We start from the raw sequence: 23,382 nt of genomic DNA on the forward strand, positions 1-23,382 counted from the left end.
CCGGAGGCGGGACATCACGGAGAACAACGGAGAACAGCGGGCTCACCCGCCCGCTCAGTCGAACCAGCGGGCCTGCGCCAACTCGTCTGTACGGGTGGGGTCTTCGAGCAGTGCGGCGAGTTCGAAGCGGCGCTCCCAGCGGCCCGCCGCCCAGGCAAGACCAGCCGCGACACCCTCGACGGTGGAGGCGTGCAGCGTGCCGTCGGCGTAGCGCCAGTCGACCTCGACGCCGCCGGTCAGCAGCAGTTCCTCGTGCTCCACGTAGGTGGTGGGGGCGCCGGGCAGGAGGTCGTGGACCGCGGGGAGGACGTCGTGCGGTTCGCCCTGCGAGAGGACCGCCGCCTCGACCGCCTCGCTGAGGCGGCGGACCTGGAAGAGCTCGGCCAGGTCGGCGGCCAGGCGCGGCGGGACCGGGAGCAGCGGCAGGCCGGCCGCCAGCGGGAGGAGGTCGGGGGCGTCGGCGACGAGCGCTTCCGCCGCGTCCACCACGACCGGGACGCCGTCGGTGACGGCCCGCAGGTCGTCCGGGAGGGTGACCTGGTCGGGGTCAAGGGCGGCCAGCGCGGTGTAGAGGCCGTGGAGCTGGGCCGCGGTGACCTCGTGGTCCGGGTCGGCGAGACGGGCCAGCAGCTCGGCGGCGCCGCCGGGTTCGGCGAGCAGCGCGGCGGTGGTGGTGCGTACCCCGAGGGCCCGCAGCACCTGTTCGTCGACGCCCTCGTCGGTCTCGGCCTCCTCGTAGAGCCCGGCGAGCAGCCGATCGCCGCCGGCCGCCCGCAGGCCCACCGGGCGGCGCCCGTCGAGCACCGGGTGGTCCCGCAGCCACCAGGCGGTGTAGGGGCGTACGGACTCGGTGGTGCCGTCCGGGAGCAGGACGCGGACGGTGGCGGTGACGGCGTCCCGCAGCGGGGGCCGGGAGAGCAGGGCGAGCGCCTGCGGCCAGGCGTCGTCGTCGACCAGGTCGAGGTCGCGGACGCCGAGGATCTCGGTGGCGACCGGCGGCACATCGGTCTCCGGCAATTGGTCGAGAACGTCCTCGCACCAGACGTCGACCGCGTCGAGCAGGCCGACGTCGTCGGGTTCCGCCCAGTCGCCGTCGCGCGGTTCGAGGTCGTCCGGGTCGAGCACCACATCGGCGGCGCGGACCAGGGCGAAGGTGGCGAGCACGCCGACCGCGGTGAGCGGCTGTTCGCCCCAGCGCTCTGCCCAAGCGGCGTCCACCGCGGCGAGTTCGCCCTCCCGCAGGACCTCCTCCAGCGGGCTGCCGGGCAGGATCAGCTCGCCGGCCGGGGCGAGTTCGCCGTCCTCGTCGGGCAACGCCAGTGCGGCCAGCCACGGCTCGTCGCCCGGCGCCAGCCCGGCCGCGCGGGCCAGGCCCAGCACGGTGTCGGCCAACTCGTCGGCGTCCAGGCCGTCTTCGTCGTCCCAGGCGCCGCGGTCGTCGTCCAGCGAGGCGGCGACGGCGGCCCTGACCTGCGGGGTGGTGAGGACCGCCCGGGGGGTGGCCGGGGCGGCGCCGAGCTTCTCCAGCAGCGGGTGGGCGGCGTCCGCGTGGGCGACGCGCAGTCCGAGCCGGGCCAGCAGCACCGGGTTCACCGCGTCCTCGCCCCGTATGGGGAGCAGCACTTGGCGGGGACCGACCACGGTACGGCCGTCGGCGAGCGGCACCGGCAGGCCGCTGAGGACGTCGGAGTCGGTGCCCTTGAGCGCTTCGTAGAGCCGCCACCACCACCCGGCGGGGCGCTCGGTGCCCGCGAGGCGGTCCACCGCGTCGGCGAGGGTGAGCCGCGCGACGCCCAACTGACGCAGCGCGGGCCGCCGTTCGAGAGCCGAGGGGACCAGGGTCGGCAGCACCTCGGCCAGCACCCGGACCGCTTCCGCGGTGGCGCCCTCCACCACTTCGGCCTCGACCGGGCGCAGCGCCTGGTTGTCGCCGGCCAGTGGGCCGCCGCCGTCCCAGTCCTCGAAGTCGGTGGCGGGACCGGGCTCGGCCGGGGCCTCGGCGGCGCGCGGCAGGAAGGCGGTGCGGGGAAGTTCGGCGAGGATACGGCGGCGCAGTTCGGCGTCCAGCTCGCCCTTCCCGAGCGGGCCCGGGACCAGGTCGACCACCCCGGTGCCGACCGGCCGCCAGCCCGCCAGCAGCCGGACGTACGCCTCCGCGGCCCGGTCCAGCAGGAAGTCGGTGAGCGGCCCGAGGGCGGCGTGCCGCCGGGTCGGGTCGAGCGGGAAGGTGGCGAGCAGCAGCGCGGGCAGGCCGAGGGGTTCGTCGGTGGGGGTCGGGGCGTGCACGACCGCCGCCGTCCGGGGCTGCGCCGGTGCGCCCTCGTCGTCCACCGGGACGGCCCAGGTCACCGACCAGGCGGGGCGCAGCCGTTCCTCCACCGGGCGGTCGGCGAGGAGATCGGGGGTCAGCGCGCCCGCCGCAGAGTCGACCCGCCAGCGGGTGGGGGCGGTACGGGCGCTGTCCTCGATCAGGACGTCGCCGCCGTCGAGTTGACGGCGGGTCAACGTCCTGCTGCCTTCCGCGGTTTCGACGACGACCTCGGCGAGACCGGGCAGCGCGAGGAGCAACGCGTCGTCGATGGAGGCGAGCAGACGCTTCGTCAGATCCTCGGCGGCGCCGTCGCGCAGCGGGAGTACGACCACGGTGTCGTACGGCTCGGGCGCGGTTCCCTCCGCGGGGAACGGCAGCCGCAGCAGCGGGACATGGCCGTCCCGGCGGCGCAACTCGTCCTCCAGGCCCGGCACTTCCGCGGTCAGGTCGCGGGCCTCGGCGAGCGACCAGCGCACCCCGCCGGTGCGGCTGAGCACGGCGGGTTCGTCGGTCACCGCGAGGACGGCGGCGAAGCCGACGCCGAAGCGGCCGACCGCCGCGGGGCCGTCGTCGCGCTTGGCTGAGGCGCGCAGCGTGGAGAGGGACTCCACCGCGGCGGCGTCTATCGGGGCGCCGGTGTTGGCGGCGGCGAGCACGGCGGGGTTGTCGCCCTCGGCCTCGTGCAGGGTGAGGCGGAGCCGGCCGGGGACCGCGGCGCGGGTGGCGGCGTCGGCGGCGTTCTGGGCGAGTTCGACGGCCAGGCGGTCGCGGTAGCCGCCGAGGGCGAGGTCCTCCTCGGCGTTGGCGTCCTCGCGGAAGCGGGCCGCGGAGGTGGACCAGGCGGTGAGCACCGCCTGGCGCAGGGTTGCCGTCCGGAACGGGTCCGGGTGGCCTTCCGGGGCCGTCCGTACAACACCTGCGCGGGTCACTTACGGGCCCTTCCGTCGCCGTCGTCAGCCCCTCGGGGGCCCTTCCAGCGGTGACGCTACCGCGATCCCGCCGCCCCCCGCGCCCCGGGCTGCCGCCCGGTGTTCCCGCCTGGGCGGCGCGGCGGCCGGCCGGCTGCCGCCGGGGTCACTCCTCCGTGTCGTGGAGGTCGTCGAGGACCATCGGGGAAGGGGGCGCCGGCTTCGGCATGACCGCGGCCTCGGAGTGCCCGCCGCAGCCGTAGCCGAGGGAGACGACATGCCCGTCGGCCGGTGAGAACTCGTTCGCGCACACCCCGAACGCCTGGCTGAGCGACCCGGTGAGCGGCAGCAGGAAGGCGCAGGAGTTGCAGGCGGCCGGCGCCGCCTGCGCCATCGCCGTCTTCGGCCCGAACTCCTCCTCCCAGCGGTCGGCCGCGGCGTGCAGCCCGTACCGGGAGAGCACCCGCGGCCGGCCCATGCCGATCTCGTAGGCGACAGAACCGATCTCCGCCACCGACGGCAGCGGGACCTCCTCCGGCTCCGAGGGGTCCGGCTCGCCGGTCCATCCCGGTTCGAGCCGCAGATCGTCCGCCTCGGTCGGCAGCAGGTCGCCGGGGCCCATGTCACCGGGCCGCAGCCGCTCGCTCCACGGCACCCACTCGGGCGCGAGGATCGAGTCGGGTCCCGGCAGCAGCACCGTCTCGCCGACGGTCACCTGCTTGGACCGCGACGCCCGCGTCAAGGTGGTGGCCCAGTGCCACCCCCGGTAGGCGGGCTCTTTGCAGGCGAAGAGGTGGGTGACCACGCGGTCACCCTCTGCGACCACCCCGATGTGCTCGCCGACAGACGCCGGCTCCGTCACCTCCAGCGTCGCGGCCAGGGCGACATCGACCGCCTCGGCGCACAGGCGATCGGGGGTACGGCTTCGCATCGCAGGACTCACAGAAATCGTTTCTCTCTCTACGCCGTCTCACGTGTGCGCCCGCGGGGGACGGACCCGGTACCGGGAACGGTGGCGGAGCGGACCTGTGGACCGCTTCAACGCCTTCGTTCCCTGCTTCCCGGCCAGCTTCCCCGGTCTGCCCGAGCGTCCCCCGGGCGCACCTGTTGTCACCATTCTGCGCGATGGCACGCTACCTGTGCGCACCATGGCAGCAAAGGAGGGGGTGCGTGGACATCCAATTGGGGCAGGATTGCGTCGTGGCACGAACCGTGACCGCGGGCCCAGGGCCCGTACGCAGGGGCGGGCGCGCTGTCGTGCACGGCACGGGGCGCGTCTTCGGAGGTGTACTCCGGCGTATCCGGCGTACGACACGCGCGGGAGGCGCGGGCGAGTCGGGTCTGTCGAAACTGATCGAACTGCACGCGGTGAACTCGGCCGGCGACATGCTCGTGACCGTCGCGCTGGCCAGCACCGTGTTCTTCTCGGTGCCGACCGGCGAGGCCCGCGGCCGGGTGGCGCTCTACCTGCTGGTGACGATGGCGCCGTTCGCGGTGCTCGCGCCGGTGGTGGGCCCGCTGCTCGACCGGCTGGGGCACGGCCGGCGGGCCGCAATGGCGACCGCGATGATGGCGCGCGCGGTGCTCGCCTGGACGATGGCCGGGGTCGTGTCGTCGGCCGGGCTCGGGCTCTATCCGGCGGCGCTGGGCGTGCTGGTGTCGTCGAAGGCGTACGGCGTGGTGCGCAGCGCGGTGGTGCCACGGCTGCTGCCGGGGCGCACCACGCTGGTGAAGGCGAACTCCCGGGTCACCCTGGCCGGGCTCGCGGCCACCGCGGTGGCCGCGCCGATCGGTGCCGGGCTGCACTTCATCGGGCCGCAGTGGCCGCTCTACGGCGCCTTCGTGATCTTCCTGTGCGGTGCGCTGCTGTCGATGTCGCTGCCGCACAAGGTGGACTCCGCCCGCGGCGAGGCCAAGGCCCGGCTCACCGCCGACGAGGAGGCACCGCCGGAGCCGGCCGGCATCCCGGGGAAGAAACCGGGGCTGCTCGGCGTCGGCTCGTCGGTGCTGCACGCGCTCCAGGGCAATTCGGGGCTGCGGGCGCTCTCCGGCTTCCTGACGATGTTCCTGGCGTTCATGCTGCGCGAGCATCCGGTGGGCGGCCTGAGCCCCGCCCTGTCGCTGAGCGTGGTCGTCGGGGCGGCGGGCGCGGGCAACGCGCTGGGCACCGCGCTGGGGGCCTGGCTCAAGGCCCGCGGCCCGGAGATCATCATCGCCACGGTGCTGGTGATCGCGCTCTCCGCGGCCACGGTCGCGGCCGGCTGGTTCGGGCTCTTCACGGTGGCGGCGGTGGCGGCCGTCGCGGGCATCTCGCAGGCGCTGGCGAAGCTGTCGCTGGACGCGCTGATCCAGCGGGACGTACCCGAGGACGTACGCACCTCCGCCTTCGCCCGCTCCGAGACGGTGCTGCAGCTGTCCTGGGTGGTCGGCGGCGGCATCGGCATCCTGCTGCCGCTCAACGGCCCGCTGGGCATGGCGGTGGCCGCGAGCCTGGTGCTGATCGCGTTCTCGATCTCGGTACGGGGCCTGCTGGGCGCGGCCCGCCGCGGCAACTCCGCGCAGGCCCGGGTCGCCTGAGGGCCGTCCCGGCCGCGCGCCGGCCCGCCGGGCCCCCGGCGGGCCACCGTCAACTCCCGGTGCGCAGGTCGGCCGGTGGACACGGCGCACCCCCGCGCGGAGGGCGGGCGACCGCCCGGTAGCCTGCCCTCCATGAGCATTCGCCGCGCTGCCACCGCTATCGGTGCCATCTCCCTGGGGCTGATCGCCCTCACCGCCTGTGACAAGCCGACCGCGCAGGCGACGGTGACCGTGGGCTCCAAGACCGTCACGGCGGAGGCGAGCAGCAAGTGCTACGCCAAGGGCAAGAAGCTCCCCCAGGAGATCTTCATCCAGTGCCTCCAGGCCAAGCCGACCCACCACATCACGGTGCCGGTGGGCGACCAGGTGCGGATCGGGGTGGACCCTTCGATCGGCAAGAAGGGCTGGCTGATCGTCCAGGACACCACGCTGGCCAGTGCGGAACTGCTCAAGGACAAGACCTACTGGTCGATGGACAGCGCCCAGCTCTTCACCGTCTCCGACCCGCAGACCGGCCAGAGCCAGGTGCAGAAGTCGGTGACCTTGAACATCGTGGAGTCCGGCAACACCACCGGTGACGAGACCTTCCGGGTGATCTCGTTCACCCTGCTGCGGGGCCAGTGACCGGCCTGCCGCCCCTGCCCCGCGGCCGGCTGCTGGTGGTGACCGCGGTGGCCGCCGAGCGCGACGCGGTCGCGGCCGGACTGCGGACCGCCGGGCTGCCGGCCGGGGCCGCCACGGTGCTGGCCTGCGGGGTCGGCCCCGCTGCCGCCGCCGCGGCCACCGCGACCGCGCTGGCCCGCGACTCCTACGGCCTGGTGGTCTCCGCGGGGATCGGCGGCGGCTTCGCGCCGGCCGCGCCGCTGGGCGCGGTGGCCGTCGCCACCGAGATCGTGGCCGCCGACCTCGGGGCGCAGACCCCGGAGGGCTTCGCCAGCGTCACCGAACTGGGCTTCGGGACCGTACGGCATCTGCCGCCGCCCGGTCTCGTACCGGCTCTCGCCGGGGCCCTGAAGGCCGTCCACGGACCGGTGCTGACCGTCTCCACGGTGACCGGCACCGCGGAGCGCGCCGCCGAGCTGAGCGCGCGTCACCCGGGCGCGGTGGCCGAGGCGATGGAGGGCTTCGGGGTGGCGGAGGCCGCGACCGCGGCCGGTCTGCCCGTACTCGAACTGCGCGCGGTCTCCAACGCGGTCGGTCCGCGCGACCGTGCCGCCTGGCGGATCGGTCCTGCGCTGGCCGCGCTGACCACGGCGTTCGCGCTGCTGCCCGCCGCGCTGGCGGACTTCGGGAAGCTCCCGGCTGTACTGGAGGTTGAGCAGGAACATGGCTGACGACACCCGCACCGACCCCGGCGCCGACGCGCTGCGGATCGCGTTCTCCCCCTGTCCGAACGACACCTTCGTCTTCCACGCCTGGGCACACGGCCTGGTGCCGGACGCACCGCCGCTGGACGTGACCTTCGCCGACATCGACATCACCAACGGCATGGCGGAGCGCGGTGAGTTCGACGTGCTCAAGGTGTCGTACGCGGTGCTGCCGTGGGTGCTCGGCGAGTACGCGCTGCTGCCGTGCGGCGGCGCGCTCGGCCGGGGCTGCGGTCCGCTGGTGCTGACCCGGGAGCCGGGCACCGACCTGGCCGGCCGGACGGTCGCGGTGCCGAGCGAGCGCTCCACGGCGTATCTGCTCTTCCGGCTCTGGGCGGCCGACCAGGTCCCCGGCGGCGTCGGGGAGATCGTGGTGCTGCCGTTCAACGAGATCATGCCCGCGGTACGGGACGGCCGGGTGGACGCCGGCCTGGTGATCCACGAGGCGCGGTTCACCTACCAGAACTACGGCCTCCACAAGCTCGCGGACATGGGCGAGCACTGGGAGGCCACCACCGGGCTGCCGATCCCGCTGGGCGCGATCATCGCCAGGCGGTCGCTGGGCAAGGAGCGGCTGCACGCGCTGGCCGAGGCGGCCCGGACCTCGGTACGGATGGCCTGGGACGACCCGGCGGTGTCCCGGGAGTACGTGCTGGCGCACTCGCAGGAGATGGACCCGGCGGTCGCCGACCAGCACATCGGGCTCTACGTCAACGACTTCTCGGCCGACCTCGGCGAGGACGGCTACGCGGCCGTCAGGGGGCTGCTGACCCGGGCCGCCGCCGAGGGCCTGGTGCCCGCGCTCACCCCGGACGCGCTGGCTTTCTGACCCGTTTTCCGGCCGGCCGGCGCAAATGCCGGCCGGCCGGAAAACAGGGGCCCTGTGGAGGAAACCGGTGGCCGGAAAACACCGGCGGACGTCCGAAAGCACCGGAAACCGTGGGAAATGCAGCGGCGGTGTTTTACCGGAAGCAGTCCTTCCGGTAAAACACCGCTAAAAACCGGCGCGGCCCGCGGGCAACGGCGTCAGACGTCCAACTGGTCGGCGACCACCCGCAGCACCGACGCAATCTTGCTGCCGTGGGCCTTGTCCGGATACCTGCCGCGCTGCAGGGAACGTGCCACCTCTTCCAGCAGCGTGGTCAGATCCTGCACGATGGGGAGCAGTTCGTCGGGCTTGCGGCGCTGGGCCGCGGCGACCGAGGGGGCCGGGTCGAGCAGCGTCACCGAAAGCGCCTGATCTCCGCGCTGACCTGCGACGACGCCGAATTCCACACGCTGGCCGGGCTTGAGGGCCGCCACGCCTTCCGGCAGGACCGAGGAGTGCACGAAGACGTCGCCGCCGTCGTCGCGGGAGAGAAAGCCGAAGCCCTTCTCGCTGTTGAACCACTTGACCTTGCCGGTAGGCAAAGCACACACCCTCTTCCGCACCCGTAGCAACCGACGCAACAGCCTACCGGGTGCGATCCCCACCTGAAGGCTCCTGGAAACAACGGGGTCCCGCCGTACGGGGAGGCCCCCGCCGGCGCCCTGACCTGCCGTCCGCCGGAAGCGGAGTTCCCCGGGATCGGCCGCCGGAGCCAAACAGGGCGCGCCTTTCCGTGCGATGCCATTCTCCGGCGGACAACGCGGTTCTGTCGTTTCCTCAGCCGCGCACCGAAAAGCTCAGCAGAACTCCGGGGAGGTCACCGGCGGACGCCCCCGGGTGGTCCCCCGCGGTCACCGGTGTCCGTGCCGGGTCCCGGCGTGGTCCGTGGTGTGCACGGCACGGATCTACCCTGGTGCGGTGAGCAGACAAACCATGGGCGCCGGTGACCTGCTGGTCAGGATCGGCGCGATCGTGTTCCTGGTGGGGGCGGCCGGCACGCTGGCGACCGTCACACCGCTGCTGCTGGACACCAAGCGGCTGCCGACCCCGGCGTACTTCGTCTCGATGCTGATGGCGGTGGGGCTGGCCCTCGCGCTGGGCGGGCTGCTGCGTTCCGCGCTGGCCCAGCGGCAGGCGGGGCGGGGTCTCGAACCGGCCGAGCCGGCGGGTCAGGCGGCTGCCGAGCGGTAGTCCGCGAACCAGGCGGGGAACTGCGTCAGGTCGTCGAGCACCACGTCGGCGCCCGCCGCGCGCAGTTCGGCCGCGCCGCACGGGCCGGTGGCCACCGCGACCGACAGCGCGCCGGCCTTCCGGGCGCCGCGTACGTCCCCGATGTGGTCGCCGACGTACACCGAGGCGCCGTACTCGATCAGCGCCTCCGCCTTGGCCTCGGCCCACAGCCAGCCGCGGACCTCGGCGTCGATTCCGACGTGGCTGAGGTGCAGCCGCGCGTTCGGCTCGAACTTGGCGGTGACGACCACGGCCCGGCCGCCGGCCGCGCGGACCGCCGCGACCGCGTCCACGGCGCCGCGCATCGCGGGGGTCGGGGCGATGGCGTGGTCCGGGTAGAGCGTGCGGTACCGCTCGCCGACCGCTTCGATCCGCTCGGGCGGGAACCAGTTGGCCAGCTCCTCGTCGAGCGGCGGCCCCAGCCGGGTCACCGCGAGCGCCGAGTCGATGAACACGCCCGTCTCCACGGCCAGCTGCTCGTACACGGCCTTGATGCCGGGCCGCGAGTCGATCAGCGTCATGTCCAGGTCGAAGCCGATGGTGAGGCGGGCGGGGTCGTTGTCCACGCCACCTATTCTCTCCTGCCCCGTCAAGTGGTTGCCCTCCCGCGTGGCGGTACGCCCTGCAACGAGGTGCGGCCCCATCGCGGCCGGTAAGGCACCGGAGGACCTGTGCCCCAAAGGGGCGCGAGGAACTGCGCGAGCAACCGGCCACCGGCCGGTGGCCCGGAAACGACAGCGACTGCCCCTGACGGACGGTGACGGAGTGCAGCCCGTCGCCGGCTGAGCGCGCAGTTCCCCGCGCCCCTGATGGGCACCCTTCCGGAGGACGGGGCGACCTGTGCCCCAAAGGGGCGCGAGGAACTGCGCGAGCAACCCACCACCGGCCGGTGGTCCGGACACGACAGCGACTGCCCCTGACGGACGGTGACGACATACAGCCCCATCGTGGCTGAGCGCGCAGTTCCTCGCGCCCCTGGCAGGGCACCGCCGCCCCAAAGGGGCGCGGGGAACTGCGCGAGCAACCGGCCACCCGCCGGTGGTCCGGAAACGACAGCGACTGCCCCTGACGGACGGTGACGACGTACAGCCCGTCGCGGGCTGAGCGCGCAGTTCCCCGCGCCCCTGGTAGGGCACCGCCGAGGAGCCGCGCCCCCGGGGAGGGCGCCGGCTAGGCGGGGCGGCGGGAGCGCCAGAGGAGGTAGAGGGCGGAGCCAACCGCCGCGATGCGGATGGTGGCCGGAAGCGCGTCCTGGATCGCATCGCCGAGGTGACCCTCGGCGATGGGCGTACTCCACTTGCCGACGTCACGCCCCCAGAGCCACACCAGCAGGCCGGCAGCCGCCGCACCCGGAATGCCGAGGATGCCGAACTTCGCCTGCCGGCGGGTGAGGCGGCGGGACAGGTAGCCCATCAGCCAGCCGAGTCCCATCGGGATGAGCGAGCCGATCACGGCGCCGGCGACGAGCAGCGCGGCGGCCAGCAGCAGGACCGGGCTCCCCCACCCCCTGCCGCCGCTGCGGAGGCCGCCGAGCCGGGGCAGCAGACGGCGTCCGCCCGGGCCGGCCGCGGGCCCCTCCGCCACCGCTTCCGCGGCAGGCTCCTCCTCCGCCACCGGAACGAGCCGCTTCCGCGTCACCTGCGGCCCGTCCTCGGCCAGCTCCTCGTCGTCGAAGGGGATGAAGACGCCCCCGGTCATCCCGGGCAACCCCGCCAGTTCGTCCCCGGCCCGGATCGGGCCGGCCTCCCCGGGCCCCATCCGCCACCAGTCGGTGTCACCGTCCTGCTGGGTCTTCGGCCGCGGCTTGGCGTACGGGCCGTAGGAGCCGGGCGGCGGCTCCGCGGCGGGCTCGGGGATCGTGGGCCGGCTCCGGCCGCCGGCCACGGTGCCCGCCGCCGCCTCGACCACCTCGTCGGGTGGCCCGAGCCGGTCCAGGATGCGGCGTACGGTGGCCGGGCTGTCGCTGCCCCGGCGCTCGCGGTCGATGTCCTTGCGGAGCTGTGCGACCAGCTGCATCCGCTGGGCGGCGGGCAGCGTCGTCTGCGCGAGGTCGCCGATCCGGCTCAGATAGTCGAGCACCAGCTGATCGCTCTCGACGCCCACCGCCAAGCCCCCTTCCTCCGCGCCGCGTTGGCCTGCCCCGACGGTACCCGGCCGCCGCCGCGGCTGTCCCCGTCCCAGGCGAGGGCTCGGATATTCGAGCGGTGCGGCTAATGTGGGACGGATGACGAGTGAAGCCCGGGACGGCGGTGCTGCCTCCGCCCCGCGCACCCTGGCGGAGGACCTGCGCGCACGTGACGACGAGGCGCTGGCCCGCCTGCTGCGCGCCCGCCCGGACCTCCTCTCCCCGGTCCCCACCGACCTCACCCAGCTCGCCACCCGCGCCGCCACCCGCACCTCCGTGCTGCGCACCCTCGACCACCTCGACACCTTCACCCGCCAGGTGGCCGAGGCGCTGGCCGTGGCCCCCGACCCCACGCCGTACACCGCGCTGAGCACCCTGATGACGGGCCGCCCCGCCGCCGGCACCGGCCGCCGGAAGGCCGGAAAAGCCGCCGAGCAGGCCGAAGCCGCCGGCGCCGCCGGCGCCGACGCGCAGGCCGCGCGCAACGCCGCCGCACTGCCCGGAGGCGGGATCGGCGGCGCGCTCCCGTCACCGGAGGTGGTCGCGGAAGTGGTCGCGGCGCTGCCCGGGGCGGTGGAGAGGCTGCGCGAGTGCGGGGTGGTGTGGGGGACCGAGGACGCGTTGCGGCTGGTACGCACGGCGCGGGACGTGCTGGCGCCGGCCGCGGGCGTGGTGTCGGCCACCGGTCTCGGGCCCTCCGTGCGGGAGACCACCGCGGGGATGTCTCCCGGCCGCCTCCAGGACGTACTGGCGGACGCCGGGCTGCCCGGCACGCACGACTCGGTGAGCGCCCTGGACGCGCTGGCCGCCCTGTTCGCCGACCCGGACGCGCTGGGCGCGCTGCTCGACGGGGCACCAGAGGGGGTCCGCGGGGTGCTGGAGCGCCTGGTGTGGGGTCCGCCGTACGGCGAGGTACGGGACGCGAGCGTCGCGGTGCGGGCCGCCGAGGCCAGGACACCCGTGCAGTGGCTGCTGGCCCGCGGCCTCCTGCTGCCCTCCGGCCCGCACAACGTCGTCCTGCCCCGCGAGGTGGCGCTGACCCTGCGCGGCGGCCGGGCGCACCGCACCCCCCAGCCGTCGCCGCCTCCCGTGGCGGCCGTCCCCCGCACCGAGCGGACCGTCGACCTCACCGCGGCCGGCCAGGCGCTCACCGCGACCCGTGTCGTCACCGAACTCCTCACCGAGTGGGAGACCGGCGGCCCCGCCGTGCTGCGGGCCGGCGGCATCAGCGTCCGGGATCTGAAACGCACCGCCGCCGCCCTGGACCTCACCGAGCCCGAAGCCGCCTTCTGGCTCGAACTCGCCTATGTCACCGGCCTGATCGCCACCGACGGCGAACTGGACGAGGCGTACGCCCCCACCCCCGCCGCCGACGAGTGGCGCCAGCTCCCGGCCGCCCGCCAGTGGACCGCGCTCGCCGCCGCCTGGCTCACCGCGACCCGTACGCCCGGCCTGGTCGGCACCCGCGACCCCAAGAACCGCGCCCTGTCCGCGCTCGGCCCCGACCTGGACCGTTCGCTCGCGCCGCAGGTCCGCGGCCGGACGCTGCGGCTGCTGGCCGGGCTCCCGCCGGGCTCCGCCGCTGACCGCGACTCCCTGCTGGCCCGGCTGCGCTGGGAACGGCCGCTGCGGGCCGGCACCGACACCCTCCGCACCGATCTGCTGACCTGGACGCTCAACGACGCGGAGAACCTCGGGATCACCGGCCGCGGCGGCCTCGCCGCCCACGCCCGCGCGCTGCTCTCCGACGGTGCGGAACGGGCCGCCGCCACCCTCGCGCCGCTGCTGCCCGAGCCGCTGGACCACGTGCTGCTGCAGGCCGACCTCACCGCGGTGGCCCCCGGCCCGCTGATCGCCCCGCTCGCCGAGACCCTCGGGGTCCTCGCCGACATCGAGTCCAAGGGCGGCGCCACCGTCTACCGCTTCACCCCCGGCTCCGTGCGCCGGGCCCTGGACGCCGGCCGTACCGCGGCCGAACTGCAGGAATTCCTGACCACGCACTCGCGCACCCCGGTCCCGCAGCCGCTCAGCTATCTGATCGACGACGTGGCCCGGCGGCACGGGACCCTCAGGGTCGGTGCGGCCTCGGCGTATCTGCGGTGCGACGACGACTCCGTGCTCGCCGAACTCCTCGCCGACCGCAGGGCCGCCGGGCTGGGTCTGCGCCGGCTCGCCCCGACCGTGCTGGCCGCCCAGGCCGAACCCACCACGCTGCTCGACCGCCTGCGGGCGATGGGCCTCGCGCCGGCCGCCGAGTCGGCCGACGGCGACGTGCTGATCTCCCGCCCGGACGCCCGCCGCACCCCGCCGCGCACCCCGCCCGTACCGGTCGCCGAGGGCGCGCCCACCCCGGCCGACCGGCTGCTGGGCGCCGCCGTCAAGGCGATCAGGGCCGGCGACCGGGCCGCCACCGCCGTCCGCCGCCCCCCGGAGCCGGGCGCCCCGGGCGGCCTGCCCCGTACCCCGGCCGCCGACACCCTCGCCACCATGCAGGCCGCCGCCCTCACCGGCGGCTCCCTGTGGATCGGCTACGTCAACGCCGAGGGCGCCGCCAGCCAGCGCGTCATCGCCCCGGTCCGGGTCGAAGGCGGCTATGTGACCGCCTACGACCACAACGCCGACGAGATGCGCACCTTCGCCCTCCACCGCATCACCGGCGTCGCCGAACTGGCCGACGACCCCGCCTGACCCGCGCCGCCCGCGCCGTGCCGGGACCGGTCACGGGTCACCGGTCACTGTTCGGGCGGGGTGCCGAAGCCGAGGCGGTGCCACCAGTGGGTGCGGCGGGGGTGGAGGGCGCGGCCGAGGCGGCGGCCGAGGAGGAGGTAACCGATCAGGGCGCCCGCGGTGTTGAGGATGACGTCGTCGATGTCGAAGGCGCGGCCCTCGACGATGGCGCCCTGGGTCGCCTCGACCAGCACCATGACGAACGCGGTGATCAGCAGGACCCGGAAGAGGCCGCGGGCCCGCGGGAAGAGCATCGGGAGCAGGACGCCGAAGGGGACGCCGAGCAGGACGTTGCCGCCGATCTGCTTGATGGTGTCGCGCGTCTCGGGCTGATCGAGGTAGGCGCGGATGGAGGCGCCCGGCTTGAGGTTGGTGTGGATCAGGTTCACCGAGGCCGGTGACGGCACCAGCGTGACCTTGGCGAGGGCCACCGCGAAGGCGACCATGCCGACGATGGCGATGGCCATGACGGCGGCCCGGGCCAGGGTGGAGCCGAGCGAGCGGCGCTGGAGGACCGGACGGCGCGGCTCGGCGGCGGCAGAGGCGGCGGGCGTACGGGATTTCGGGGTGCGCACCGCCGCCCCGCGCGTCTTGGGCGCCCGCTTCTTGGTCCCGCCCGTCTTCGGCTCACGCGTCTTCGGCTCGCGTGTCTTCGGCTCACGCGCCTTGAGCGCCCCCGCCTTCGGCTCCCGCGTCTTCGGCTCGGTCGTCTTCGACGCCCGCATCCGCGGAATCCGCCGGGGCGCGCGGGTCTCGGTGGTGGCGGCGGCGTCTTTTCTGGGCGCGCGCGGCTTGGGCTCGTCCCTCTTCGGTGTCACGCGGAACAGCGTGTCTCGGACGGCCATGAACCGTAAACCCCCCTCGTCAGCACCCGGTGTGCTGTGAGCGGGCGTCTACCCGCCCCCGGCCGCCGTACGCGCCGATACGGCGGCGGAGGGGCGGATTCCAGCCGCCGGCCATGACCCCCCGGTGACCCCGGGTCAGATGTCCTCGCCCGCGCCGGTCAGCAGGTCGTCCGCGTCCACGATCCGGTACGCGTAGCCCTGTTCGGCCAGAAACCGCTGCCGGTGGGCGGCGAAGTCCTGGTCGATGGTGTCGCGGGCGACCACCGAGTAGAAACGGGCCTCGTGCCCGTCCGCCTTCGGGCGCAGCACCCGGCCGAGCCGCTGCGCCTCCTCCTGGCGGGAGCCGAACGTGCCGGAGACCTGGATGGCGACCGTCGCCTCGGGCAGGTCGATGGAGAAGTTGGCGACCTTGGAGACCACCAGCACCGAGATCTCACCCTGCCGGAACGCCTCGAAGAGCTTCTCCCGCTGCGCGTTGGACGTCTCGCCCTTGATCACCGGCACGCCCAGGTGCTCGCCCAGCTCGTCCAGCTGGTCGATGTACTGCCCGATGACCAGCGTCTGCTGCCCCGCGTGCTTGGCCACCAGCGCCTCCGTCACCTTCCGCTTGGTCGCGGTGGTGGCGCAGTAGCGGTACTTCTCCTCCGGCTCCGCGGTGGCGTAGGCGAGCCGCTCGGAGTCGGTGAGGTTGACCCGGACCTCGACGCAGTCGGCGGGCGCGATGTAGCCCTGCGCCTCGATCTCCTTCCACGGCGCGTCGAAGCGCTTCGGGCCGATCAGCGAGAAGACGTCCGACTCGCGGCCGTCCTCGCGGACCAGCGTCGCGGTCAGCCCGAGCCGGCGCCGCGCCTGCAGGTCGGCGGTGAACTTGAAGACCGGGGCGGGCAGCAGGTGCACCTCGTCGTAGACGATCAGCCCCCAGTCGCGGGAGTCGAAGAGCTCCAGGTGCGGGTAGACACCCTTCCGCTTGGTCGTCAGGACCTGGTAGGTGGCGATGGTGACCGGCCGGATCTCCTTGCGGGTGCCGCTGTACTCGCCGATCTCCTCCTCGGTGAGTGAGGTCCGCTTGACCAGCTCGTGCTTCCACTGCCGGGCCGAGACCGTGTTCGTCACCAGGATCAGCGTGGTCGCCTTGGCCTGCGCCATCGCGCCCGCGCCGACCAGCGTCTTGCCGGCGCCGCAGGGCAGCACGACCACGCCGGAACCGCCGTGCCAGAAGTTCTCCACCGCCTGCTTCTGGTACGGCCGCAGGCTCCACTCGGACTCGTCCAGCTCGATCGTGTGCGCCTCGCCGTCCACGTAACCGGCGAAGTCCTCGGCCGGCCAGCCCAGCTTCAGCAGCACCTGCTTGATCTGGCCGCGCTCGGAGGGGTGCACCAGGACGGTGTCCTCGTCGATCCGGGCGCCCACCAGCGGCTGGATCCGCTTGGAGCGCAGGACCTCCTCAAGCACCGGCCGGTCGGTGGTGGTCAGCACCAGCCCGTGCGCGGGGTCCTTGCTGAGCCGCAGCCGCCCGTAGCGGTCCATTGTCTCGGCGACGTCGACCAGCAGGGCGTGCGGCACCGGGTAGCGCGAGTACTCCACCAGCGCGTCCACCACCTGCTCGGCGTCGTGGCCGGCGGCGCGGGCGTTCCACAGGCCGAGCGGGGTCAGCCGGTAGGTGTGGATGTGCTCGGGAGCGCGCTCCAGTTCGGCGAAGGGTGCGATGGCCCGCCGGCAGGCGTCGGCCTGTTCGTGGTCGACCTCCAGCAGGAGGGTCTTGTCGCTCTGGACGATCAGACAGGACACGCAGGACCTCCGCGGTCGGGGAGCGCGTTGGCTGAACACCGGGGGAGCGTTCAGGGGGAACAGAGAATTGTACGTCGGATGGCGGGTACGGCCGGGTGGCCGTGGTCACGCGGTGCCGGACGGCGTCCCCGCCCGGCAGGAGAGGGCACTTCCGGGCAGCGGTTTCACTCCGTGGCGGGGCCAGGATCACCCGCCCGGCGGCCAACCACGGCCCGCGGGTGTGGCCATCCGTGCGAACTTGCCGCGTCCTGGTCCGTGGCATATGTCATGACGAGTCCTATTTGATGTTTTATTCCCCCATGGATCACCAGCAGATGCCTCCTCCCGCCCAGCCGCGCCCGCGGAGGACGCTCAAAGCCGTCGCGGCGTCCACGGCAGTCGTCGGCGCGGCCGTCATGGCCACCGCCGGCCTGTTGCTCCCCGGCAGCGCGTCCGGCGCCACTCCGCCCGCCAACGACGGGCCGTCCAACGCGTTCGCGCAGAGCGGGGCCGGCACCGTCCACGGTGTCAGCCACGACGACTCAGCGTCGGACAACTTCGACTGGACCGTCACCGACCCGGCGGACCCGGCCGCCACGACCCCCAGCAGCGCGGGTGCCTCCGCCGCTCCCGGCCACGATGGCCCGGGCACGGCGGCCGGCACCGGCCACAACGGTCCGGGCACCTCGTCGTCCGGTCACAGCGACCCGGACACCTCATCCGCTGCGTCGTCCGGTCACAGCGACGCGGACACCTCAGCGTCTGGTCACAGTGACCCGGACACCTCAGCGTCCACCGGCCAGAGCGACTCGGACACCTCCGCCGCCGGCAGTCAGAGCTCCTCGGGCACCGACGAGGACTCGGACGGCGAGTACGGCACGGACGAGTCCGAGGGCTACGGCTCCGACTACGGCTACGGCTACGACGACCCCGACACCTACGGTTCCGACTCGGACTCCTACGGCTCGGATTCCTACGGCTCGGACTCCGACTCTTACGGCTCGGATTCCTACGGCTCGGACTCTGACTCTTACGGCTCGGACCCGGACGAGAGCACGGACACCTACGGCTCCGACTCCTATGGCTCCGACCCGGACGAGGGCACGGACGAGAGCACGGACGGCGGTTACGGCTCGGGCAGCCACAGCGACCCGGGCAGCGCCGACGGCTACGGCGACCCGGGCCAGTCCGAGGGCCACAGCTCCGGTTACGGCAGCTCGGGCGGCTACACCCAGCCGTCGCCCTCCTCGCCCCCGGAGACCACCGACTGCCCGCCGACCACCCCTCCGACCAAGCCCCCGCACACTCCCCCCACCCACCGGCCGACGCACCCTCCGACCCACCCCCCGACGCACCCGCCCACGACTCCCCCGACCACGCCCCCGACCACTCCTCCCACCCACCCGCCGCACCACCCGCCCACCACTCCCCCCACGCTGCCGCACACCGGCTCCGACGGCACGGAGTGGATGGCGATCGGCGCCGCGGGCGTCCTCGCCACCGGTGGCGCACTGATGTTCATCAGCCGCCGCCGTGGACGTCACGCCTGACGCGAGGACCACGGATGAGCACTGAGCGCTGAGCCCGGCTCAGCGGGTAGCACGGAAGCCGGCCGCTCCCTATACGGCCGGCTTCCTTCGCTGCGCGGCAGCCGGCCGGTGAGCGTCATACCCCCGGGGGACAGCAGGTCGCACCTCACGGGCATCCGTCGCCGTACTCACCTCAAGGGGTGAAAGGTGCGGTGAGACGTACGCAGCGGGCGGTGCCGGTCACCAGGCCCGCTTGCCGTCGTTGCCGAGGACGGTGACCTCGATCGCGGTGGTGACGTAGACGCGCACCGCACGCAGCGCGCTGCCGAGCAGGTGCCGGGAGTGGTCGGGGCGGGCACCGAGCGCGGTGCCGCCATGGGCGGTCAGACCTGGGGGAACTGCGATGGAAGCCATACTTCAACGGTAGGCAATCGGGCACCGGGAGTACGTCGGACCGGGGATGTAGATCTCGTCTTTTCGGTCCGACCGCGGGCGGACCTCCCACCCTGAGCCGCACCCGGGGTCCGACCCTGACCCGGGCCGCTGCCCCCTCGCCCGGAAAACCGTTTCGCGGCCGCCGGGCCGGGCGCGTAGGATCTCCGGTCTTGCCGCCTCCCCTCGGACTCCCCCGGAGTCCCCTGGGGAGTGCCGCCGCCCGGACGGAAACCGGGCGGCCCCTCGTGTCACCGCCTCGCGTGCGTCCGCGGACGTCTTCGCGCACCCGCGCACGCCCCGGGGCATCCGACGACCGCATCGAGCCGGAGGCAGCGCCGTGCCCTCGCACGCCCACACCGAGTCCCCTTCTTCCCCTTCGTCCGCTTCTTCCGCGTCCCCTTCCTCCGCCTCCCCTTCCCCGTACGATCCGCTGCGCCGCGAGCGCGACCATCTGGCCGCCGCGCGGGCCGCGCTGCGCGCCATGCGGCATGACGTGGAAGCGCTGGACATCACCGATGTCACCGGCAACTGGGTCAACGCGAAGATCCTGGCCGGCGAGATCGAGGTCAGGATCAAAGCGCTCGCCGACCTCGCCGACACCCCGCTCTTCTTCGGCCGCCTCGACTACCTGCACGCTCCGGGCGTGGAGCTGGCCGAGGGCGCCGAAGGGGAGAGCTTCTACATCGGGCGCCGCCATGTGCACGACGCGGACGGCGACCCGATGGTGATCGACTGGCGGGCGCCGGTCTCCCAGCCGTTCTACCGGGCGTCGCGCACCGAGCCGCTGGACGTGGCGCTGCGCCGCCGCTTCGGCTACACCGGCGGCGAACTGACCGCCTACGAGGACGAGCACCTCTCCGACCCGGCGGAGTCGGACGCCACCACCAGCAAGCTGCTGCAGACCGAGATCGAGCGCCCGCGCGTCGGTCCGATGCGGGACATCGTGGCGACCATCCAGCCGGAGCAGGACGAGATCGTCCGGGCCGGGATCACCGGCTCGGTCTGCGTCCAGGGCGCGCCGGGCACCGGTAAGACCGCGGTCGGCCTGCACCGGGTGGCGTATCTGCTGTACGCGCACCGGGAGCGGCTGGCCAGGACCGGCACGCTGGTGATCGGGCCGAACAAGTCCTTCCTGCGGTACATCGAGCAGGTGCTGCCCGCGCTGGGCGAGCTGCAGGTCAAGCAGGCGACGGTGGACGACCTGGTGGCCCATGTCGAGGTGCGCGGCACCGACGGGGCGACCGCGGCGCGGATCAAGGGCGACGTGCGGATGGCGCAGGTGCTGCGCCGGGCGGTCCGGGCCGGCATCCGGATGCCCACCGAGCCGGTGATGGTGGTCCGCGGGTCGCGCCGCTGGCGGGTGCCGGCGTACGAACTGGAGGAGATCGTCCGGGAGCTGGCCGCCCGTGACATCCGGTACGGCGCCGCGCACGACGCGCTTCCGCAGCGGATCGCGCACGCGGTGCTGGTCCAGATGGAGCGGGCCGGGGAGGCGCCGGACGACCGGGTGCAGGACGCGGTGGCCCGCAACCCCGCGGTGAAGGCCGCGGTGAAGGCATGCTGGCCGCCGGTCGATCCGGCGAAGGTGGTGCTGCGGCTGCTCTCCGAGCCGGAGTTCCTGGCGTCGTGCGCGGACGGGCTGCTGACCGAGGAGGAGCAGCGGGCGGTGCGGTGGGAGAAGCCGGCCCGCGGGCTGAAGTCAGCGCGCTGGTCGGCGGCGGACGCGGTGCTGGTGGACGAGGCGTACGACCTGGTGCAGCGGACGTCGTCGCTGGGCCATGTGGTGCTGGACGAGGCGCAGGACCTCTCGCCGATGCAGTACCGGGCGGTGGGGCGGCGCTGTTCGACCGGTTCCGCGACGGTCCTCGGCGACCTCGCCCAGGGCACGACTCCGTGGGCCACCTCGTCCTGGGCCGAGGCGCTCGCCCACCTGGGCAAGCCGGAGGCACGCGTCGAGGAGCTGACGCGGGGGTTCCGTGTGCCGCGCGAGGTGATCGCGTACGCCTCCCGGCTGCTTCCCGCCATCGCCCCGGGGCTCGCCCCCGCGACCTCGGTACGGGAGTCGGCGGGCGCGCTCGCGGTACGTGCGGTGCCGGCGGGCGGGCTGGACGCGGCGGTGGTGGACGCGTGCCGCGCGTCACTGGGGTTCGAGGGGTCGGTCGGGCTGATCGCGGCGGATACCCGGATCCCGGAGTTGGGGGCGGCGCTGGCCGCGGCGGGCCTCGACCATCTCTCTCCCGGTGAGGAGACGTCCGCGACCGCCCGTCTCACGCTGGTCCCGGCCTCCTTGGCGAAGGGGCTCGAATACGACTACGTGGTCCTGGACGAACCGGCTGCCGTCGTCGCCGCCGAACCCGACGAGCGCACCGGCCTCCGCCGCCTCTACGTTGCCCTGACCCGAGCGGTCTCCGGCCTCACCGTCCTCCACGCGACCCCTCTCCCCCAGGCCCTCGCGGCTTAGCGGCGACGGCGCCCCCTCAGGGGCGCGGGGGGGGCACGTCTCCCACGCGGGCCCGGGAGTTCCTGCCCTGACGTGCGGTCGGGGACGGGGCCGGCGATGGCGCGGGAGGTGTCGGGCAGTCCGGCGGTGCGGTGCGGGCGCGCTGTCTCTCCTCGTCAGGGTGCTTCGTCGGCGAGGCGCCGGTGCTGAGCCTCGACGAGTTCGGGCAGCCGGATCGAGGCCAGAACAGAGGTGAGTTCGCCGCGCTGCGGCCACCCGATCACGACGGCGGCGGACAGGTCGCGCCACGCCCCGCCGACGTCCAGGTCCTCCATGGCGGTGCACTGCAGGCCCGCCAGGTCGAGGGGGATGACGGTGTGGCTGAGGTGCCAGATGCCGGCGTCGACCTCGCGCCGCAGGACCGCTGCCGGCACCTCCGGGAAGGTGTGCTGGACGTAGGTGTAGCCGCGATCGGGCGGGAAGGCCGCCTTGGTGAGCAGGGTGTGGTCGGGTGAGTCGTGGTCGATGGCCACGCGCATTCCGGGGCCTGCGGGTGCCTCGCCGGTGCGGGAGACCACGACGAGCCGGCGGGGCGCGTAGTACGTCCCGGGCGGCAGCCGCAGGGTCGGCGCCCCGTCGAGGGACGGCACGTCAGCCCCGTCGAGGGCTCCTGCCGAGACGATGGCGAGGTCGTACGCGCCGATGGCGACGGCGTCCAGGCGGCGGGCGCCGCCGCGCCGGTGATGGACGGTGTGCGGCACGCCCAGCCGGGTGAGCTCCCCGGCGAGGGATTCGGTGAGGACGTCGATCTCGGCGGGGCCGCTGGGCGGGAGCAGCAGTCGCAGCGGGGAGAGCCCGGCGATGTGCCAGGCGGGGCCGAGTCGCAGGGAGTCGATCGTGCGCCCGAGGTGACCGCGCGACGTCGTGGTGAGCGCCCCTTGCTCCGCGAGCACCTTGATCGCACGCTGGACCGTCCCGGCGCTGGCCCCCACCGCGCGCAGATAGTGACTGTTGGTGGGCAGTGTGGCGCCGACGCCCGCCCCCAGTGCGTCCACGACGATCGCCTGGAGCGCCTGTTCCAGGGGGCGGCGAGCGGGCGCCGCCGCCGGTGGAGCCGGCGACCGGTCCTGTTCGAGCAACGGACTCCTCCCGTCTTCCGGCCGGCGGGCCCGAGCCTGCCGGCACCCCGCTCCCGGCCTTCGGAAGATCAGGCTACACGCGGCGATTGACAGTGCGTCCTACCCTCCGTACATTCACTCCAAAATCCGAGTACTCCAAATACGGAGTACTGTCAAGGAAGACGCACATCAGGAGCCGCAATGCATCTCACTCTGGAAGCGGTGGCCGCTGCCGCCGCCGGTGGACTGTTCGCCGCCGCGGTCGGGGCCTTGGCGGCATTCGTGCTGTGCGGGCTGGCGATCCTGGTGGGGGTGGGCGGCGCCCTCGGCGCAGGGAACCCCTGGTTCCTCACGCATGTCGCGCTCGGGGAGTGGTTCGGACCGCACGTCGCCTTCGCCGGTGCCGTAGCCGCTCTGGCCTACGCGGCGCGCAGGGGGAAGATCAGCTCCGGCCGTGACATCGTCACCGGTCTGGTCTCCCTCGCGGACCCGGTGACCCTCCTGGTGGGAGCCGTCTTCGGGGTATTCGGACTGGTCGTCCAGAGCGCCCTGAACGCCAGCCACTGGATGGTCACCTACACCAACACCACGGCCATCACGGTGGTCGCCTCGGCGGTCGTGGCCCGCCTGCTGTTCGGCCGGACCGGTCTGTTCGGCAGTTCGCAGGCCGCCGGACTGCGCAACCGCCTCCGCACGACACCGACTGCGGCCTGGCTGCCCTGGCAGGAGAAGCCGCTGATGGCCGGCCTGCTCGGGCTCGCGGTCGGCTTCCTCGCTTCGTGGTCGGCGGTCGAACTCGTACGCGCCGACCCCTCACTGGGCGTGGCAGCGGGGGTCCTCGCCTTCGGGGTCTCGGCGATGTCCCTGGTGTTCCTGGCCACGCCCGTTTCCGTGCCGGCCACCCACCACGTCACCTCCGTCGCCGCCGCGACGGGCCTGGCCTTCTCCTCGGTGTGGGTGGGCGCGGTCGCGGGCCTGGCCACGGCCCTGATCGGCGAGGGCGTCTCACGGCTCTTCCTCATACACGCGGACACCCACATCGATCCGCCGGCGGTGGCGATCGCCGTCATGACACCCGTCTGTCTCACCCTGGCCACGGTTCTCACCTGACCCGCCGGCCGGTCTACCACCTTCT

17 protein-coding genes and 1 pseudogene are annotated in these 23,382 nt (G+C 73.9%); 9 read left to right on the plus strand and 9 right to left on the minus strand.

The window, feature by feature from the left end:
* Nucleotides 1–54 precede the first annotated feature (54 nt).
* Nucleotides 55–3,240: a sacsin N-terminal ATP-binding-like domain-containing protein gene (locus OG552_RS14630; RefSeq protein WP_329132984.1), complete on the minus strand. Its 3,186-nt coding sequence runs from the start codon at nt 3,238–3,240 to the stop codon at nt 55–57.
* A gap of 166 nt (nt 3,241–3,406) precedes the next feature.
* Nucleotides 3,407–4,150, minus strand: a pseudogene (locus OG552_RS14635) (DUF3027 domain-containing protein); the annotation flags it as partial.
* A 251-nt stretch (nt 4,151–4,401) separates the two neighbouring features.
* Here OG552_RS14635 and OG552_RS14640 point away from each other — a divergent pair.
* The 4 genes from OG552_RS14640 (at nt 4,402) to OG552_RS14655 (ending at nt 7,992) form a co-directional block, all read left to right on the plus strand.
* On the plus strand, nt 4,402–5,796 hold the full coding sequence (locus OG552_RS14640) for an MFS transporter (protein ID WP_443071163.1): 1,395 nt from the start codon (nt 4,402–4,404) through the stop codon (nt 5,794–5,796).
* Nucleotides 5,797–5,928: 132 nt separating this feature from the next.
* On the plus strand, nt 5,929–6,420 hold the full coding sequence (locus OG552_RS14645) for a hypothetical protein (RefSeq protein WP_329132990.1): 492 nt from the start codon (nt 5,929–5,931) through the stop codon (nt 6,418–6,420).
* Nucleotides 6,417–7,130 (plus strand): futalosine hydrolase, encoded by a 714-nt coding sequence (locus tag OG552_RS14650; protein WP_329132991.1) that lies wholly within the window; start codon nt 6,417–6,419, stop codon nt 7,128–7,130. The genes OG552_RS14645 and OG552_RS14650 overlap by 4 nt, the downstream gene beginning before the upstream one ends.
* A complete protein-coding gene (locus OG552_RS14655) occupies nt 7,123–7,992 on the plus strand; it encodes a 1,4-dihydroxy-6-naphthoate synthase (RefSeq protein ID WP_329132993.1) in 870 nt (289 codons plus the stop codon). Before OG552_RS14650 ends, OG552_RS14655 begins: the two co-directional genes overlap by 8 nt.
* Before the next feature lie 197 nt (nt 7,993–8,189).
* On the opposite strand, the gene OG552_RS14660 is transcribed toward OG552_RS14655, so the two are convergent.
* Nucleotides 8,190–8,573, minus strand: coding sequence for a cold-shock protein (locus OG552_RS14660; protein ID WP_329132995.1), 384 nt, complete (start codon nt 8,571–8,573; stop codon nt 8,190–8,192).
* 376 nt (nt 8,574–8,949) lie between these two features.
* Here OG552_RS14660 and OG552_RS14665 point away from each other — a divergent pair, with 376 nt between their 5' ends.
* Nucleotides 8,950–9,222 carry a hypothetical protein gene (locus OG552_RS14665; protein ID WP_329132997.1) on the plus strand — a complete coding sequence of 91 codons (273 nt, stop codon included), beginning with the start codon at nt 8,950–8,952 and terminating at the stop codon, nt 9,220–9,222.
* On the opposite strand, the gene OG552_RS14670 is transcribed toward OG552_RS14665, so the two are convergent.
* Complete coding sequence (locus OG552_RS14670; protein WP_329133000.1) at nt 9,201–9,827, minus strand: HAD family hydrolase; 627 nt, start codon at nt 9,825–9,827, stop codon at nt 9,201–9,203. The two genes, OG552_RS14665 and OG552_RS14670, sit on opposite strands and share 22 nt — an antisense overlap.
* Nucleotides 9,828–10,431: 604 nt before the next feature.
* Nucleotides 10,432–11,364 (minus strand): hypothetical protein, encoded by a 933-nt coding sequence (locus tag OG552_RS14675; RefSeq protein ID WP_329133002.1) that lies wholly within the window; start codon nt 11,362–11,364, stop codon nt 10,432–10,434.
* 121 nt (nt 11,365–11,485) lie between these two features.
* Here OG552_RS14675 and OG552_RS14680 point away from each other — a divergent pair, with 121 nt between their 5' ends.
* The gene (locus OG552_RS14680; protein ID WP_329133004.1) at nt 11,486–14,074 is read left to right on the plus strand and encodes a helicase C-terminal domain-containing protein; all 2,589 of its coding nucleotides are present in this window, start codon (nt 11,486–11,488) and stop codon (nt 14,072–14,074) included.
* 44 nt (nt 14,075–14,118) lie between these two features.
* Here OG552_RS14680 and OG552_RS14685 read toward each other — a convergent pair whose 3' ends face one another.
* Entirely contained in the window at nt 14,119–14,931 is an 813-nt protein-coding gene (locus OG552_RS14685) for a VanZ family protein (protein WP_443070933.1), read from the minus strand.
* Between the two features lie 162 nt (nt 14,932–15,093).
* Complete coding sequence (locus tag OG552_RS14690; protein WP_329133006.1) at nt 15,094–16,746, minus strand: DNA repair helicase XPB; 1,653 nt, start codon at nt 16,744–16,746, stop codon at nt 15,094–15,096.
* 299 nt (nt 16,747–17,045) lie between these two features.
* On the opposite strand from OG552_RS14690, the gene OG552_RS14695 reads away from it, so the two are divergent.
* The gene (locus OG552_RS14695; protein ID WP_329133008.1) at nt 17,046–18,275 is read left to right on the plus strand and encodes an LPXTG cell wall anchor domain-containing protein; all 1,230 of its coding nucleotides are present in this window, start codon (nt 17,046–17,048) and stop codon (nt 18,273–18,275) included.
* 219 nt (nt 18,276–18,494) lie between these two features.
* On the opposite strand, the gene OG552_RS14700 is transcribed toward OG552_RS14695, so the two are convergent.
* Nucleotides 18,495–18,668: a hypothetical protein gene (locus OG552_RS14700; RefSeq protein ID WP_329133009.1), complete on the minus strand. Its 174-nt coding sequence runs from the start codon at nt 18,666–18,668 to the stop codon at nt 18,495–18,497.
* Nucleotides 18,669–19,026: 358 nt separating this feature from the next.
* Here OG552_RS14700 and OG552_RS14705 point away from each other — a divergent pair, with 358 nt between their 5' ends.
* Nucleotides 19,027–21,150 carry a HelD family protein gene (locus tag OG552_RS14705; RefSeq protein WP_443070934.1) on the plus strand — a complete coding sequence of 708 codons (2,124 nt, stop codon included), beginning with the start codon at nt 19,027–19,029 and terminating at the stop codon, nt 21,148–21,150.
* A 155-nt stretch (nt 21,151–21,305) separates the two neighbouring features.
* Here OG552_RS14705 and OG552_RS14710 read toward each other — a convergent pair whose 3' ends face one another.
* Nucleotides 21,306–22,268: a YhfZ family protein gene (locus OG552_RS14710; protein ID WP_329133011.1), complete on the minus strand. Its 963-nt coding sequence runs from the start codon at nt 22,266–22,268 to the stop codon at nt 21,306–21,308.
* 180 nt (nt 22,269–22,448) lie between these two features.
* On the opposite strand from OG552_RS14710, the gene OG552_RS14715 reads away from it, so the two are divergent.
* Nucleotides 22,449–23,357, plus strand: coding sequence for a hypothetical protein (locus tag OG552_RS14715; protein ID WP_329133013.1), 909 nt, complete (start codon nt 22,449–22,451; stop codon nt 23,355–23,357).
* The last annotated feature ends 25 nt before the right edge of the window (nt 23,358–23,382 follow it).

Origin of the sequence: Streptomyces sp. NBC_01476, from assembly GCF_036227265.1 — a bacterium.
Lineage (GTDB): Bacteria > Actinomycetota > Actinomycetes > Streptomycetales > Streptomycetaceae > Actinacidiphila.